The sequence below is a fragment of the Micromonospora sp. NPDC000442 genome, from assembly GCF_042898635.1.
Classification (GTDB): Bacteria; Actinomycetota; Actinomycetes; order Mycobacteriales; family Micromonosporaceae; genus Micromonospora.
In genome coordinates this window covers 41,803-56,969 of sequence record NZ_JBIAYZ010000028.1, presented here as the reverse complement: position 1 = coordinate 56,969, position 15,167 = coordinate 41,803, and the positions used below count along the sequence as shown (strand labels likewise).

At 68.7% G+C, this 15,167-nt stretch carries 15 protein-coding genes and 1 pseudogene; 10 read left to right on the top strand and 6 right to left on the bottom strand.

Annotated elements, in window-relative coordinates; translation table 11 throughout:
- The first annotated feature begins 266 nt into the window (after positions 1–266).
- The 6 genes from ACFY2A_RS28240 (at position 267) to ACFY2A_RS28215 (ending at position 3,768) form a co-directional block, all read left to right on the top strand.
- Positions 267–602: a hypothetical protein gene (locus tag ACFY2A_RS28240; RefSeq protein WP_363919419.1), complete on the top strand. Its 336-nt coding sequence runs from the start codon at positions 267–269 to the stop codon at positions 600–602.
- Positions 603–912: 310 nt separating this feature from the next.
- Positions 913–1,497, top strand: a complete 585-nt coding sequence (locus tag ACFY2A_RS28235) for a sulfotransferase family protein (RefSeq protein ID WP_387176061.1) — start codon at positions 913–915, stop codon at positions 1,495–1,497.
- 190 nt (positions 1,498–1,687) lie between these two features.
- Positions 1,688–2,275 carry a GIY-YIG nuclease family protein gene (locus tag ACFY2A_RS28230; protein WP_387176059.1) on the top strand — a complete coding sequence of 196 codons (588 nt, stop codon included), beginning with the start codon at positions 1,688–1,690 and terminating at the stop codon, positions 2,273–2,275.
- A 151-nt stretch (positions 2,276–2,426) separates the two neighbouring features.
- Entirely contained in the window at positions 2,427–2,723 is a 297-nt protein-coding gene (locus tag ACFY2A_RS28225; RefSeq protein WP_387176057.1) for a UPF0158 family protein, read from the top strand.
- 198 nt (positions 2,724–2,921) lie between these two features.
- Positions 2,922–3,179: a hypothetical protein gene (locus tag ACFY2A_RS28220; protein ID WP_387176055.1), complete on the top strand. Its 258-nt coding sequence runs from the start codon at positions 2,922–2,924 to the stop codon at positions 3,177–3,179.
- Between the two features lie 127 nt (positions 3,180–3,306).
- Positions 3,307–3,768, top strand: a complete 462-nt coding sequence (locus tag ACFY2A_RS28215) for an SRPBCC family protein (protein WP_387176053.1) — start codon at positions 3,307–3,309, stop codon at positions 3,766–3,768.
- 187 nt (positions 3,769–3,955) lie between these two features.
- On the opposite strand, the gene ACFY2A_RS28210 is transcribed toward ACFY2A_RS28215, so the two are convergent.
- The 3 genes from ACFY2A_RS28210 to ACFY2A_RS28200 all read right to left on the bottom strand — a co-directional run bounded on the left by ACFY2A_RS28210 (position 3,956) and on the right by ACFY2A_RS28200 (position 7,015).
- On the bottom strand, positions 3,956–4,699 hold the full coding sequence (locus ACFY2A_RS28210; RefSeq protein ID WP_387176051.1) for an MBL fold metallo-hydrolase: 744 nt from the start codon (positions 4,697–4,699) through the stop codon (positions 3,956–3,958).
- Between the two features lie 251 nt (positions 4,700–4,950).
- Positions 4,951–6,162 (bottom strand): hypothetical protein, encoded by a 1,212-nt coding sequence (locus ACFY2A_RS28205; protein WP_387176049.1) that lies wholly within the window; start codon positions 6,160–6,162, stop codon positions 4,951–4,953.
- 253 nt (positions 6,163–6,415) lie between these two features.
- Complete coding sequence (locus ACFY2A_RS28200) at positions 6,416–7,015, bottom strand: nitroreductase/quinone reductase family protein (RefSeq protein ID WP_387176047.1); 600 nt, start codon at positions 7,013–7,015, stop codon at positions 6,416–6,418.
- Between the two features lie 915 nt (positions 7,016–7,930).
- Here ACFY2A_RS28200 and ACFY2A_RS28195 point away from each other — a divergent pair.
- The gene (locus ACFY2A_RS28195; RefSeq protein WP_387176045.1) at positions 7,931–8,749 is read left to right on the top strand and encodes an MOSC domain-containing protein; all 819 of its coding nucleotides are present in this window, start codon (positions 7,931–7,933) and stop codon (positions 8,747–8,749) included.
- Positions 8,750–8,867: 118 nt separating this feature from the next.
- On the opposite strand, the gene ACFY2A_RS28190 is transcribed toward ACFY2A_RS28195, so the two are convergent.
- The 3 genes from ACFY2A_RS28190 to ACFY2A_RS28180 all read right to left on the bottom strand — a co-directional run bounded on the left by ACFY2A_RS28190 (position 8,868) and on the right by ACFY2A_RS28180 (position 11,564).
- Entirely contained in the window at positions 8,868–9,563 is a 696-nt protein-coding gene (locus ACFY2A_RS28190; protein ID WP_387176043.1) for a proteasome protein, read from the bottom strand.
- Between the two features lie 369 nt (positions 9,564–9,932).
- On the bottom strand, positions 9,933–11,186 hold the full coding sequence (gene ectB, locus ACFY2A_RS28185; protein ID WP_387176066.1) for a diaminobutyrate--2-oxoglutarate transaminase: 1,254 nt from the start codon (positions 11,184–11,186) through the stop codon (positions 9,933–9,935).
- A 180-nt stretch (positions 11,187–11,366) separates the two neighbouring features.
- Positions 11,367–11,564 carry an MbtH family protein gene (locus ACFY2A_RS28180; RefSeq protein ID WP_387176041.1) on the bottom strand — a complete coding sequence of 66 codons (198 nt, stop codon included), beginning with the start codon at positions 11,562–11,564 and terminating at the stop codon, positions 11,367–11,369.
- 178 nt (positions 11,565–11,742) lie between these two features.
- Between ACFY2A_RS28180 and ACFY2A_RS28175 the strand changes: the two genes are divergently transcribed.
- The 3 genes and pseudogenes from ACFY2A_RS28175 to ACFY2A_RS28165 form a co-directional block, all read left to right on the top strand.
- Positions 11,743–12,690 carry an ornithine carbamoyltransferase gene (locus ACFY2A_RS28175; RefSeq protein WP_387176038.1) on the top strand — a complete coding sequence of 316 codons (948 nt, stop codon included), beginning with the start codon at positions 11,743–11,745 and terminating at the stop codon, positions 12,688–12,690.
- Positions 12,687–14,159 carry an amino acid adenylation domain-containing protein gene (locus ACFY2A_RS28170; RefSeq protein ID WP_387176036.1) on the top strand — a complete coding sequence of 491 codons (1,473 nt, stop codon included), beginning with the start codon at positions 12,687–12,689 and terminating at the stop codon, positions 14,157–14,159. Before ACFY2A_RS28175 ends, ACFY2A_RS28170 begins: the two co-directional genes overlap by 4 nt.
- Positions 14,156–15,097, top strand: a pseudogene (locus tag ACFY2A_RS28165) (threonine/serine dehydratase); the annotation flags it as partial. The gene ACFY2A_RS28170 and the pseudogene ACFY2A_RS28165, both read left to right, overlap by 4 nt.
- Positions 15,098–15,167 lie beyond the last annotated feature (70 nt).

The window sequence follows — 15,167 nt, the reverse complement described above, 5'->3', positions numbered from 1 at the left end:
TTCTTCGGCATCTGCTGCGCCCAGCGATGGTGACCGCGACCGGCCCGGTGACCCACGACGGTGACCAGCCCTCGCGGTGCACGGATCTGCCGCCGAGTTTGCTCGGCAGCCAGCAGAGGTGGTCCGCATCGTGAGGCGCACGCAGGCTGCCCGCTGCGCGCGCTCGTGCTGATGAGTGCCCCGGCGGTCGGCGTTGGCATGATCGCTGCGTGATTCAACGCCGAACGGAGTCAGCGCGAGTGCTGCCGGGGGCCGAGGTGTTACTCGTGGGCCTGTTCTCGGCGAAGGACACCGAGATGGATACCAAACTGGACCTCTTGGCCGCTGTGGTGGAGGCGTACGGTGCGCGGGTCGTGGGCCGGCTCGTTCAGCGCCGGGGTGTCTCGCACGGTGGCGCGGACAAGATGGCTGCTCCGTTCTCGCGGCGGACGTTGGTGAGCGCGGGCAAGGCCCGCGAAGTCGCCGATGCGTGTCGGGCGAGGCAGGTTCGGGTGGTGGTGTTCGCGAATCCGCTGGCTGAGCACCAGCGGGCCGTCCTCGGCGAGATGTTCGGCTGCATGGTGATCAGCGGTGAGGACCTTCCCACACCTGGCGGCGGATAGCACGCGGATCTGCCGCGCAGCGGGCGCGACGGGCGGCCCGACATGTGTCCCTCTTCGGCGGCCATGCCGTGGGCTCGTCGGGGATACGCGTCGTGGTGCCTGCTGGCGTTCGACGCTGGGGTGTGCACCGAACAGGACGCGGGTCATTCCCGTGTCTAATCCGCGGCAGAGTCACCCGGGAAAGGGCAGCGCACGGATTTGCCGCGAATCGGACGCTACCCAGTGCGACGAAGATCGTTGATGCCCTGCGTTCGATTGTGCCGGTGTGAGCGTACTGCCCTAATCACGTCCGCCATGCAAGCATGGTCGGATGCGTTTGATCGGGGCTGGCTGGGGTCGCACAGGAACGACCTCCTTGGCTGCGGCGCTCGATCGTCTCGGTGTCGGGCCCTGCTTACAGATGCAAGAGATGTGGGCGCATCCCGACTTGGCTGACGTCTGGAATGAGCACCATGACGGCGCGCCGGTCGATTGGCGCTCAGTGCTCAAGGGGTGGCGGTCGACCGTCGATTGGCCGGGCTGCTGGCAGTGGCAGGATTTCGCGCGCATATGGCCGGACGCTCCGATCTTGCTCTCCGTCCGTCCTTCGGATGAGTGGTATGACAGCGTGCGAGCGTCGATCCACGCTTGGACGGCGCCTGGGAAGGATATTGGGCCGCCGCCGGTGACAGCGCTTCTCAACCGTGTATGGGAGGAGGACTTCGGCGGGTGGGAGTGCGTGCTGGACAGAGGTCACGCCATTGCCTGCTATGAGCGGCACAATCAGTCCGTCCGCGCGTCGTGTCCACCGGAACGGCTCGTGGAGTGGACAGTCATCGACGGCTGGAGGCCGCTATGCCGCGCATTGAATCTGGCGGTGCCGGACGAGCCTTTCCCGCATCTCAACAAGCGGTGAGCGGTCGACCGTCGCCGTTCGCTGCGCTGATCCCATTCATATACACAAGACATAAGTCGCGCAGACACGCACTCTCATGCCGCACCGAGCGCATGGCAGCGTCCCGCCAGGGTGGTGCAGGTGCCGTTGCGTGGGGCAGCCGGTCCTTCCGGCCCCGGCCACGATCTGCCCGGGACCTACGATGGTCTCGATGACCATTCCCGAACGGCGACACGACGACGTGCCCACCGACGAAGTCCGCGTCGACGAGGCTCTGCGGCTGCTCTGCGGCGTGCCGGTCGAGCTCAACGCTGCCGTCAAGCGGCTCAGTCGGGGCAGCGGTGTCTACGCCTGGTGGGCTGCCCCGTCGGTCCTGCCCGATCTTCCCGGGCTGCCGAATGAGAACGTCCCGTCGTTACGGCTGCTGTACCTCGGACGGGCGACCAGCCTGCGAGGGCGGATCCTGCGCAACCATCTGAGGCGTTCGGGCAGCTCGACGCTGCGCCGTACCCTGGCCGGGCTTCTGGTGTCCGAGAGATACCGAACGACCTGGACCGACCGGGTCGTCCTGGTCTCCGAGGATGAGGCGCGGCTGACCACGTGGATGCACACACACCTGCGCTTGACCTGGGCGCAGGACCCGGAACCGGCGACCATCGAGACCGAACTTGTCCGGCGTATGCACCCGCCGCTGAACGTCCACGGCGTCGACCCCGAACATATCCAGCCGGCCGTTGTCGCCGCCAAGAACTCATACAACGCCAGCAGCCGCCCGGCCGATCCTCCGCAAACGCCGTAACTGGTTAGCCGACATGCGGACGGGTGCGGCTTTCGCGCTCATGCCGCGAAGCGTTCGTCACCGTGGGTGATAGTGGAGCCGGTCGACACTGGCGTACGGTCGGATCGAAGAGTGCGCGGCTGTCGTCCCCGTGCAGGGTGCTCACCTTCCGATGCGTGTCATTCCAAAGCCGCGCGCGCCGCATCGAGGAAGTTCAGACGAGGCCGAACGGATCAGTGGCGCGGCGGCCAGCCGCAGGCTCGTACAAGCGATCCAGGGCAGGGGCGCCTTCCGCCGGTTCAACAACGAGTTGCATGAGGAGTATCCGCACCTACTGCCGGCGTGGCTCGCGTTTCGCGACACGCGCGCCAAGCGGCGGGCGGTGGAATGGCTGGTCGAGAACTCGTTGATCGACGACGAGACGGGCGAGCGGTTCGTCGCCGAGCACCCAGAACCCGACCTCCCATGAGCCAGCACTCGCGCCAAGCGGCCTCCTGTACAGCGAACGCACGGATCTCCCGCCACGCGGGCGCTCCCCTGGACCAGTGGGGCCGATATGCTCGGGCCTGTGATCGAGCTGGGTAGCCGAATGCGGTCCCAGCCGGCGCCTCCCCGAGTTGTCTGGGCATCGCTGATCCGGCCTCGCGATCCCGCGGCTCGGCAATGGTTGGACCTGCTTGATGACGAGGTCGACCCACAGGTCCTGGACAGCCTCGAACCGAGTCTCGTGGTCTGGTCCTCTCTTTGGCCGGACAGGCTCGACGAACGGATCCGGTTCGATATCGAGCAGGATGGATATGAGAGTCGGCTGCGCTGGACGCTGCTGACGCCGGGACCGGAGCCGACGGCCAGCAAGATCGGGCACATGCGGTTCCGGCTCAACGTCCTGATCAACGGACGGCTGCGTCGATCGTACGGTCAATAGCGAAGCAGCCGTGCCGGTTCACTCATCTGGCCGCGAACCGCTGTCACCGAGGGCGACATTGAAGTCGGCCGGTGCCCGCGTGCGGCCCTGCCGAGGTGGGGCCTGGACGATGCGCCATGATGGGGCTATGCCACGCACGGACAGAGCCTCGCGGGTGATCGCGGCCCCTCCCGATCGTGTCTACGCTGCGCTCGTCGATCCAGACGCCCTCGTCGCGTGGCTTCCGCCCGCGGGGATGAGCGGTAGGTTCGAACGGTTCGATGCCCGGCCGGGTGGGTCGTACCGGATGGTGCTTACCTACGCGGACGCCTCGACCTCGTCGGGCAAGGCCACCGCGGACTCCGACATCGTCGAGGCGCGCTTCGTTGACATCGTCCCCGGTGTCCGGGTGGTGCACGCCGTCAACTTCGTCGCCGACGATCCCGACTATGCGGGCACCATGACGATGACCTGGGAGGTCAAAGCAACCGACGATGGGACGCGGGTGGACATCCGAGCCGACGACGTGCCCTCTGGCATCTCCGCAGAGGATCACGCGGCCGGGCTCACGTCCTCGCTGGCAAACCTCGCCGCCCACGTTGAACGGTAGCCCCGTCGCGAGATGGCGGATCCGGACTGAACGCGTCCGGCGACACCCGCTCATGCCGCAATCCGCGCGTTGGCCGCTGCCCGGCGCAGCGCACTCGATCGTGGCCGATGAGAGTGCGTTTGCGAACTGCGCCGGAGTGAGGGTTTGTCCGGCGTGGACGTCTCTAAAGCTGAGAGGACGCCGAGGTCTAGGGCAGGTCCCGGACTAGGTCAGCAGTGGCGACGCCGATCTCACCGTCGTACCAGTGACCGGCTGCGGATCGCGCAGCCGTCGGATCCGTGCCTGGCCACAGGTGGGTCAGTAGTAGGTGTCTGGCGCCGGCTTCGGCGGCCTGCCGACCTACCTGGCGCGCACTCGACAGGTAGCGCCGGGAGTCCTCCGGCACCTCATCGACGTAGGTGGCCTCGGCCAGCAGCAGGTCGGCGTCGCGCGCCAGTTCCACCACGTCGGGGCTCGGGCCGGTGTCACCGGTGTACGCGAGAACCCGGTCGCCCGCAGCCAGCCGTACGCCGGCATTTGGCACCCAGTGCGGCAGTAATTGGGTCTGGGCCCGGAACGGGCCGATGTCGAGGCGGCTGCCGACGGTGATCTCATGCAGAACGTAGGCGGCATCCAGCATCCCGGGGCGGTCCAGCGCTAACACCGTATCCAGCGCGCCAGGCAGCGCGTACACCGGTAGCGGCACCGACGGATCATCACGCAACGCTCGCGCCCGCAGCAGCGGATTCAGGTCGGCGCAATGATCGGGATGTCCGTGGCTGATGAACACCGCGTCGGCCTGGTCCGCGGTGATGTGTTCCAGCAGGCGCGGCACGGTCGCATAGCCGAGATCGACGAGCAGCCGGAACCCGTCGTGCTCCACGAGGTAGCCGCTGCATGCCTGACCCGCCTCTGGCCATGCACCGCACCCGCCGAGAACCCTTAGCAGCACCCGAAAGACCCTATCGACCGGTTCGCCAACTGTTCCAGTTGAACTGGCGCATATCGCTGCTCGAACATCCTCAACTAGCCGCTAACCGCTCGGAGTGCTGGCGGGTGCCCGGGCGGCGTCCGTCCTGGATCGCTTCAGCTACTCGCGATGGTTGCGTGAAGAGGCTGTCCGACGATCGGAGCGTCGATGCCCGGCCCACGTGCGGTGGGGACTGAACCGCAGTCCTCGACCGACCTTGACATCCGGTCCCTCTACTGCGGGGCGACGTTCTCGGCCTCCTTGAGCACCGCCAGGCTCAGCCATGAGGTGAACTGCTGGTTGATGATCTGGCGTCCTCGCAACGCGTTCAGCACTGCCTGCGGCTGGGTGACCTGCCACACCCTGACGTCGAAGCAAGGCGGACCGTTGTCGTTGAGGTTCTGTTGCGGCAGGAACGGCAGCGCCCGCCAGGCGATGCCAGCGTTGCGCAGCTGGTCGACCTCCATGAAGGTGCCCAGGTTGGCCAGCAAGGTGGGCAACGGAACCGCCCGGCCACCGCCGTAGGTGGTACGCAGGTTCTGCATCGTGCTCAGCTCGTTGCCACTGAGAGTGACCTCGGCCTGGTTGAGCTCGGCCCACCACAACGCGTCGTACGCGCCGATATATCCCTGGAACAGGGCAGTCGCACCATCGGTGGCCCGTTCCAGGACGAACTCGTGAATGGCGTCGTTCACCACGTTGATCAGTACCGGGCCCGGATAGTCGGCCTGGACCAGTTGGGCCAGCGCGGCAGCACCGTTGGTGCCACACAGCCTGCTCTCCTCGGCCACCAGCTCCACTTGGCCACCCAGGTCCTGGATACGTCCGATGAGGTATTTGGCGGTGGGGCCACAGGCGCCGAAGAAGTTGCGGAACTGAGACCGGCCGAACGTCATGTTGACGGGGTCATACCAGGTCAGCACGCTCTCCGGACGCCGGACCACACGGTAGGCCATCAACTGCTGGGGGTAGGGAGTGCCCGGAACCCAGCCCTTCAACGCGGTGCCTATCTCGCTCCAACTGGAGAACCGCCAACGTTCGGCCACGGTATCCGCGGCCAGCGCGGCGAACCCGGGGCTGCCCAGCCACGCCGCGCCCTGGACCAGCGCCTGATACACCTCGGTCTGCTGTAGGTCGAGCAGGGTGGAGTATTCGATGACCGCCTGGCCCCGGCCGATGCGCACGGTGCCGGCCTTTTCCCCGCCGGACGGGGCAACGTAGCTCAGCGCGACTGCGCTCGGCACCGCAGCCGATCCTCCGGCCCAGTTCGCTTGTTGCAGCACTGCCAGCGCCTTGGCCACCGCATCGGCGTCGACGAACTTCCACAGCTTCGTCGAGCTGCCGAACAGCATGGCCGGTATCCCGGCTGACACAGCCCCCACCGCAGCGGCATGCTGGGGCAGGTTCCTTGCCCGGTAGACGAGCGATCCGACCTGTACCGTCACGGTGTCCCTCCTCCGTCAGCCTTCACAAGGGCCGCCGGGAACACGATGGGCTACCACGCCGGGTTGATGCAGTCACCAGGGCGACATGCCACGCAATCAGCGGCTTACCTTGCAGCTACCGCTCGTCAGGGAGACCAGTCCGGCGGCCACTGGCAACCTATGGGTCAACATCCGAGATCATCTTTGGACCCCCCGACCCATCGCGCTGCGACGGAACGCGTGATCGATCAGCCCATCCAACAAAGCGAGTCGATCAGGAGGTGCCCCGCGATGCCTCAGGCGTGCCGGGCCGGGGTACCAGGACGACCACCGCGGTTTCGGATGACCGCCGCGCCGCGTAGCCATCCAGGTTCTTGTCGATCTCACGCCAGCGGGCCCACAGCCGCGACCGTTCGTCGCCCGTCGCAGCACGACCACGCACCGGCCGCGGTCCGTCGACCAGGTCGACGGTTGCGTCCGGGTGCGCCTGCAGATTGAGCCACCAGGCCGGCTCGGGCTTTCCCCACCCGTTCATGGCCAGCGAGACCAGATTTCCGTCGTCCTCGAAGTACCCGAGGATCACGCTGCGCTGCTGGCCGGTGCGACGCCCGACGGTGGTCAGGCGCAGCATTCCGTACCGGTTGCCGCGTGGACGCGACAGTCCGACCCGGCCGCCGGATCGCCGGAACACGCCCCGGTGAGCCGACCAGAACAGCCGAATGAACCAACGGGGCGGCAGCCACGGCTTCTTCGCTGGGCGCGAGGACTCGGTCACTCCTTCATCGTATTGGCCGCTGTCACGCACGAACGGCAACCAGCGGCAGGCCGGTAGCGCCGAACGGTCGGCCGACAGCCGGCCTGCCCACCCGATCATGTCGACGTCCGTTCATGGCGGCAAGCAGCCGATGACGGGAGTGCGAGCAGTTTGAGTCGCTCAGCACCCGTTGCGGAGTGCCTGCGTAATGTCGTGCCGCAATTGCACTGCCTGTTCGTTGCGGTCGCACAGCAGCAGGACCCTGAACGGGGTGACCTGCCCCTGCGGTCGACCGAGTGGGCTGGCCCAGTGGCGCACTGCCCGGGCGAGGGTACAAGAGCACGTGCCGGTCCTGGGCGCTGTCCGGCAACAGCCGGGGCGCGTTGTCGACGATCACCAGGTAGCCGTCCGCCAGAAGCCAGCGCAAACCTCACGGCCGGCGGCAGGCAGCGAGGATGGCAGGATTGGCCTCGTTCTGACGACCAACGGGAGATACCAGGATGTCTGGCTGGGTTGATCTCTTGAGTCAGGATCATGGCGTCGTTTCGGCTGTTGCGGCAGACTAACCGGGCCTCCCGGTTTGCCCAGGTGACTGTCGAGGTCGCTGCTCCGCGGGCGGCTCCGCTGATGGTCGGCCCGGCGGCCTGCTGCCGATGGCAGGGCGGGATCACTGGATGGGCTGCGGTCGTGTGGTCCAGGTGGGGTCGAGGCGGTCGAGCAGCGCGTCTTGTTCGCTTTCGGATTTCCCTCTCGGAAGCTATCCGCGTGCCGATCGCCGGGCAAGGTGCGCAGCACACCAGTGGGCATGCATTCCTCACGGCTCTATTCCGTTTTGTCGGCTCCGCCTGAAAACTGACCCCGTGGTTCCGGCTGAATTTTGACCCCTTCCGGAAGCATCGGGAGGTGCTGAGCGTGGAGGACTGGGCGGAGATCCGTCGGTTGCACCGGGCGGAGCTCACGGCGGTGCATGAATCGCCCACCTCGCTACGGGGCCGATCGCGGATATCTTGGGCAGCGCGGATTTTGGGGGTAGTCATGGGGGAAGTGGTGTGGCTGGGTCGGTACCCGGTCAAGTCCATGGGTGGCGAGGACCTCATCGAGGCGCGCCTGGACGCCTCGGGCGTCGTGGGTGACCGCCGCTGTGCCCTGATCGACGAGGAGACCGGCCTGCTCGCCAGCGCGAAGAACCCTCGCAGGTGGCGCGCCCTGCTCTCGATGGCCGCCCGTTACGAGCCGGACGGCTGCGTGGTCGTCACCGGCCCCGACGGCGAGCAGATCCACACCGGCGCACCCACCGCCAACTCCGCACTGTCGCGAGCCCTGGGACGACCCGTACGGCTGACCGACACCCTCCCGCAAGACGCGAGCATGGAACGGCTGACCCCGCCGACCGAGCGCGGCGCCGGAACGATGACCCACAGCAGCCTCGCGGCCGGCACCCCCGGCAACACCTTCGTCGACTTCGCCGCCGTCCACGTGATCACCACCGCCACCCTGGACGCCTTGGCCCGGCGGCACCCCGGCGGCCGGATGGACCCGCGACGGTTCCGCCCGAACATCGTGGTGCGCCTGGACGACCCCGCACCCTTCGCAGAGAACACCTGGCAAGACCAGACCATGACCGTCGCCGCCCACGCCGAGATCCGCATCGTCGCACCCACCCCGCGCTGCGCGGTGCCCACCCTCGCCCAAGGCGCCGACCTGCCCGACGACCCAGCCGTGCTACGCACAGCCGCACGGCTCAACCGAGTGCCGGTCTTCGACCTTGGCAAACTGACCTGCGTCGGCGCCTACGGTGCTGTCCAACGCGAGGGCCCACTGCGGATTGGCGACCGCATCATGATCGCCGCCTGACCCGGCACCCCGAACGTGCGGGGTGCCGGCGATCCGCCCGAGCCGGAAACTCGCCCCCCTGTAACGGTGGACACCCGGCGGCCGTCACCATGCCGGTCGTCGCCGTCACCCGCGGGCGTCAGTCGAACAGCCGGTCGAGCGCTTCCTGTTCGAGGTCGCACCAGCGCTGGGAGTCCTTCAGCGCCTTGGCGATCTCCTTCTCGTCGAGGTGGTGGGCGCCCTCCTCGCGGATGCACGCGACGCTGAACGGCCCGCCGACCGACGGCGAGGTCCGCTCCAGCGCCTCCAGCACCCGCACCACGCCCACCACGCCGTACTCGACGGTGCGCGTGGTCATCCGGAAGTGGGACAGCAGCGCGCCGGCCTGCTGAGCCATGGGCGCGCCGGAGCCGATGGCGTGGAAGCCCACGTCCTCGTAACGGCCGATCAGCCCGTTGGGGTTGATCTCCACGATCCACGGCCCGCCCTGGCTGTAGCCGGCCGCGAGGAGGTACGCCGACACCCCGCCGCCGTCGTCCTCGCCGGGCACGTCCGGGATGTAGTTCTCGTAGTGCTTTCTGAAGACGGGCAGGACGCGCTCCTGCAACTCGTCGCCGATGTCGGGTGCCTCGAGGATGGCGGTGGCCGAGTCACTAAGGAGGGGGCGCAGGTCGTTGAGTACTCCCCGCGCGCCGCTGCCGCCCCAGGCGGCGCAGGAGCCCAGTGGGTGCAGCTTCTGGGCGGGGAAGCTCAGACCGCGGTCGCCATCGGTGATCTGGGAGTCCGCGCCGATCACCACCCCGTCGCTGCAGACAACGGCGAGTACGACGGTCATGGGGGCCTCCTGGGCCGGGGGTACGGGGTTGGGCGCGAGGTACCCCGCATCCCGCCTGCCTACACCCCGACAGGTGGCGGCCCGTTCGCTGCCCCGGACGAGAGTCCCCTTCGGCCCGGGCAGGAGGGACTCTCGGACGGCAGCTAGGCCAACCGGGCGCCCACGTGCCAGAACTTACAAGCGCGAGGTCGGGTGCTGCCAGGATGGGAAGTTGCCCGGATCTTGGGTTCGGCAAGGGCACACCGGGCGCAGTGGGCCCGGAGGGTCGGGGGCGCCGGAGCGGGGAGGTCGAACACTCAGGCGAGGAACCGGAATGAGCGCCGCCAGAGGGGATGACCTCGTGCGGCGCCCGGTCCGGTCGGGTGTGACTCAGCCGGCGACCGCTGCCGCCACCGCCTGCTCCAGGATGCCGAGGCCCTCGGCCAGCTCGTCGTCTGTCAGGGTCAGGGGCGGCATGAGCTTCAGCACCTCGTCGGTGGACCCGGACCTCTCCACCAGCAGCCCACGGGAGAACGCCTCCTGGGCGACTCGTCGGGCAATGTGCGGCTCCCGGAAGGCCAGACCCCACACCAGGCCCCGGCCACGCGAGGTCGCGATGTGCGCCTGGTGCCGATCGGCGAGCTCCGCGAGCCAATCTTCTAGCAGGATCTCCCGTTCCGCTGTCTGCTTTTCCAGTTTGCTGTCGACCCAGAATTCTTTCAGCGCGGCGGCCGCGGTGACGAAGGCGAAGTTGTTGCCACGGAAGGTTCCGTTGTGTTCGCCGGGTTGCCACACGTCGAGTTCGGGGCGGAAGAGAGTGAGGGACATCGGCAGGCCGTATCCGCTTATGGACTTGGAGAGGCAGACGATGTCGGGGGTGATTCCGGCGTGCTCGAAGCTGAAGAACGGGCCGGTGCGGCCGCAGCCCATCTGGATGTCGTCGACGATCAGCAGCACGTTGCGGCGGGCGCACAGCTCGGCGAGGTCGGCGAGCCAGATCGTGCGGGCCGGGTTGATCCCGCCCTCGCCCTGCACGGTCTCCACGATGACGGCGGCCGGTAGGTCCATGCCGCTGCTGCTGTCGGCGAGCATGGTGTCGAGCAGGGTGAGCCCGGACACCTGACCACCGGCGAAGCCGTCGTACGGGATGCGCCAGGTGTTTCCGAGTGGGACGCCGGCGCCGGCGCGCAGGGTGGCGTTACCGGTGAGGGCCAGTGAGCCGAGTGACATGCCGTGGAAGGCGCCGGTGAAGGCGACGACGGTGTGGCGTCCGGTCACTTTGCGGGCGAGTTTGAGGGCGGCCTCGACGCTGTTCGTACCGGTGGGCCCGGTGAACTGCACGCGGTAGTCCAGGCCACGGGGGACGAGCACCTGCGACGCGAATTCGGTGAGGAAGTCCTGTTTGGCGGCGGTCAGCATGTCGAGGCTGTGCGTGACCCCGTCCCGTTCCAGGTAATCGAGGAGGGCTCGCTTGAGGATCGGATGGTTGTGGCCGTAGTTGAGGGCGCCGGCGCCGGCGAAGAAGTCAAGGTAGGCGCGGCCGTCGTCGGCGAACATTCGGCTGCCTCGCCCGTGGTCGAACACGATCGGCCAGCTTCGGCAGTAACTACGGACCTCGGACTCAATTGTCGGGGCGATCATCATTTCTCCTCGAAGTTGGAGCTGCCCGTCCACCACGGTTTCAGAGTCGTGTCGATGTCGATTTCTGCGTCCACGGCGCTGAGCTGCCGGCCCTCGGCGGCGGGGACGTTGTGCTGCCGCCCCGCCGCGCACCGTGTTCGACGGGGCGGCGGGGCGGTGGAGGTGCGGTACGAACTTCGGCCGTCAGGCCTGGGCCATCTGCTCCCGCAGGCTTCGCGGCCGCATGTCCGACCACACCTTCCCGATGTGATCCAGGCACTCCTGCTTCGACCCGGACGTCCCTTCGGCGGTCCAGCCGAGCGGCAGATCCCGGTCGGCCCACCAGATCGAGTACTGCTCCTCGTCGTTGCGCACGACGCGGTAGACACCGTCGTCAGTCATGGCCCCTCCGGCATGGTCGGGTGATCCGAATAGCTGAGCCCGATATTGCCGGGCCCGGCCACACCGTCCATAGAGACGAAGACGCAGACGCGTCGTGCGGCTCCGTCCCTGTTCGACAGTTCGCACCTCGCGCAGGCTCTGGTGTCACGGCCGATCGCCACCTGGAAGGGGGCTCGGCATGACCGAGCGACGCCATCTGATCTCCATCGACGACCTCTCCGACGACCAACTGCGCTGGATCGTCCAGCGCGGCGCCGAGTACTCGCGTGGTTCCGCGGGAACCGACCGGCCCCTGTCCGGGGCGGTCGTCGGCGTGCTGTTCCGTAAGACGTCCACCCGTACCCGGACGGCGTTCTCCGCCGGCGCGCTGCGACTCGGCGCCAGCCTGATCACGTACGGCCCGAACGACCTGCAACTGGCCACCGGCGAGTCGGTGGAGGACACCGGCGCGGTGCTGTCCGGCATGCTCGACGTCCTGGTCGCCCGTACCGTCGGGCCGGAGGCCGAGCTGCGCGCGTACGCCGCCCAGAAGCGCATGTCGGTGATCAACGCGATGAGCGCGGTCGAACACCCGACGCAGGCCCTCGCCGATCTCACCACGATCGTCCGGCACTTCGGTCGGGCCGAGGGCGTACGGGTGTTGTACGTGGGGGAGGGGAACAACACCGCCTCGGCGCTGACGCTCGCGCTGTCCCGGTACCCCGGCGCCGAGCTGCACCTGCGCACCCCGCCCGGGTACGGCGTGGAGCAGCGGTATCTCGATCAGGCGGCGGTGTCCGCCCGGCGTAGCGGCGCGCGCGTCGAGCAGCGGCACGACGTGTCCGGCCTGCCGCCGGTCGACGTCGTCTACACCACCCGTTGGCAGACGACGGGTTCGACGAAGCCGACGCCCGACTGGCGTACCGAGTTCGCCCCGTTCCAGGTCAACGAGGAGCTGATGGCCGCCTGCCCGGGCGCGATATTCATGCACGACCTGCCGGCGCACCGGGGCGAGGAGGTGACCGCCGCGGTACTCGACGGACCCGACAGCATCGCCTTCGCCCAGGCCGAGAACAAGTACCACAGCGCCCGGGCGGTCCTGGAGTGGTGCGCCGCCGACCGGCCGAGCGGCGGAGCGGGCCTGTGACCACCTTTCTCGACGACATCCTGACCCACGCCACGACCCGGCCCGACGCACCGGCGATCGTCACCCCGGACACCGCCCTGTGCTACGAGGACTTCGCCGCCCGGACCGACCGGCTGGCCCGGGCGCTGGTGGCCCGGGGCGTCGGACCGGAGCAGGTCTGCGCGGTCATGGTCGACCGAGGCCCGGAGGCCGTCATCGCGATGGCGGCCGTGCTCCGGGCCGGCGGTGCCTTCCTCACCCTCAACACCGAGTTGCCCGATCAGCGGCTGGCCGCGATGGTGCGCACCGCCCAGGCCCGGTTCCTGGTCACCACGCCGTCCCGGGCCGGGCAGCTCGAGCTTCCCATCGACGGCCCCACCGTGTTCGTCGACGCGCCTGACGCGCCGGCGACCCTGCGACCGGTGTCGCCCCGATCGCTCGCCTACGTCAGTCACACCTCCGGCTCGTCCGGGCCGCCGAACGCGGTCCTGCTGGAGCACCGCGGCGTCACCAACTATCTACGGTTCATCGTCGACGACTACCGACTCGGTCCGGACACCGTGGTGCTGCAACTCGCGCCGTTCGGGTACGACGCCTCGATCCGGGACACGTTCGCCCCGCTCGTCGCCGGCGGGCAGGTGGTCCTGGTGCCGCGCTCCACCCTGCTGCGCGCCGGTGAGTTCGTCGCGGCCCTCCGCACGTGGGGGGTGAACACGATTCTCTCGGCCACCCCGACCTTCCTGACGTCGCTGCGGCGCAGCGATCTGCCCGACCTGCGGTTGACCGTGTCCAGCGGTGAGTCGCTGCGGCCGTTCCTCGTCGCCGGCGGCCGGGACTTCGTGCCCGGACGGATGATCAACCAGTACGGCCCGACCGAGACCACGATGACCTCGACCCGTTTCGACGTGCCGCCGGTCCCGGACACGACGGTCGACCTGATCGGGACACCGATCGACGGTGTCAGCGTGCACCTGCTCGACGACGAGCTGCACGCCGTGCCCGACGGGGGCGTCGGCGAGGTGTGGATCGGTGGCTGTGGGGTCGCGCGCGGCTACTGCGGCCGGCCGGCGTTGACCGCGGACCGGTTCGCGCCGGACCCGCACGGCGCGCCCGGCGCGCGCATGTATCGCACCGGCGACCTGGCGCGTCGGTTGCCCGGCGGTGACCTCGTGTACCTCGGGCGCATCGACCGGCAGATCAAGGTCCGGGGCTACCGGATCGACCCGGCCGAGATCGAGGGCGCGCTGCTGGCCCACCCCGCCGTCACCGGTGCGGTGGTCACCGCGGGTACCGATGCCGGCGGCCGGGTCTTCCTCATCGCGCACGTCGCGGCCGAGTCGGCGGAGGTGACGGACGCAGCGCTGCGTGCGCATCTCGCGATGACGCTGCCCCACTACATGATTCCCCGGCGGTTCGCCCGGATCGACCGCCTACCCACGACGGTCAGCGGCAAGACCGACCGCAGGGCGGTCACCGTGGACGGGCCATGAGGACGACAGGCGTCGGGCCCACCCTCGCGGACGTGCGTATGGCCGCCGGCCGGATCACGGGCCTGGTGGATCGCACCCCGGTGCTGGCGCTGGACTCGCGGGTGCTGCTCAAGGCCGAGCACCGCCAGCGCGGCGGCTCGTTCAAGATCCGGGGCGCGGCGAACGCGATGCTCGCGCGGTACGCGGACGAGGTGGTGGCTGGTTCGTCCGGTAACCACGGCATCGCCGTCGCCATGCTCGGTGCCGCGTTGGGCATCAGGGTGACGATCGTGATGGCCGCCGGGGCCAGCGACGGCAAGACCCAGGCGATCCGGGCACTCGGCGCCAGCGTGGTTCGGGTGGCCGGTGGCGTGGTCGAACGGGACCGTCGGGCCGCGGACATCGCTGCGGCGACCGGTGCCGTCTTCGTGCCGTCCTCCGACGACGAACTGGTGGTGGCCGGTGCCGGCACCGTCGGGCTCGAAGTGTTGGAGCAGGTGCCGGGCGTGACGACGATCTTCGTACCGACCGGCGGTGGTGGCCTGCTGGCCGGCGTGTGCCTGGCCGCGTCGGCGTTGTCCCGGCGGGTGCGGGTCGTCGGGGTGGAGCCGACGTCCGCACGTCGGTACGCCGTTTCGGTTGCCCGGGACGCGCCGACCGAGCTGCCACCGTCCATGACGATCGCCGACGGCCTGCGCGGGCAACGGCCCGGCGCGGTTCCCTGGCCGATCATTCGGCACCGGGTCGACGACCTGATCGGCGTGACCGACGACGCGATCACCCACGCGCTGGGGGTTCTCCGCCGCGCCGGTGTCAGCGCGGAACCAAGCGGTGCGGTAGCGCTGGCCGGCGCGCTACGGCGCGGATCTGCCGGTCGCGCGGTGGTGATCGTTTCCGGTGGAAACGGCACCGCCGGCACCGGCAGCAGCACGACAGAAACAGAAGAACCTCCGGCAGAACTGCTGCCGGCGTCAACCGGTGAGTCTGCATGTTCTTCCCTGCGCTGTCTCGGTGCTGCGGAGGAATCTC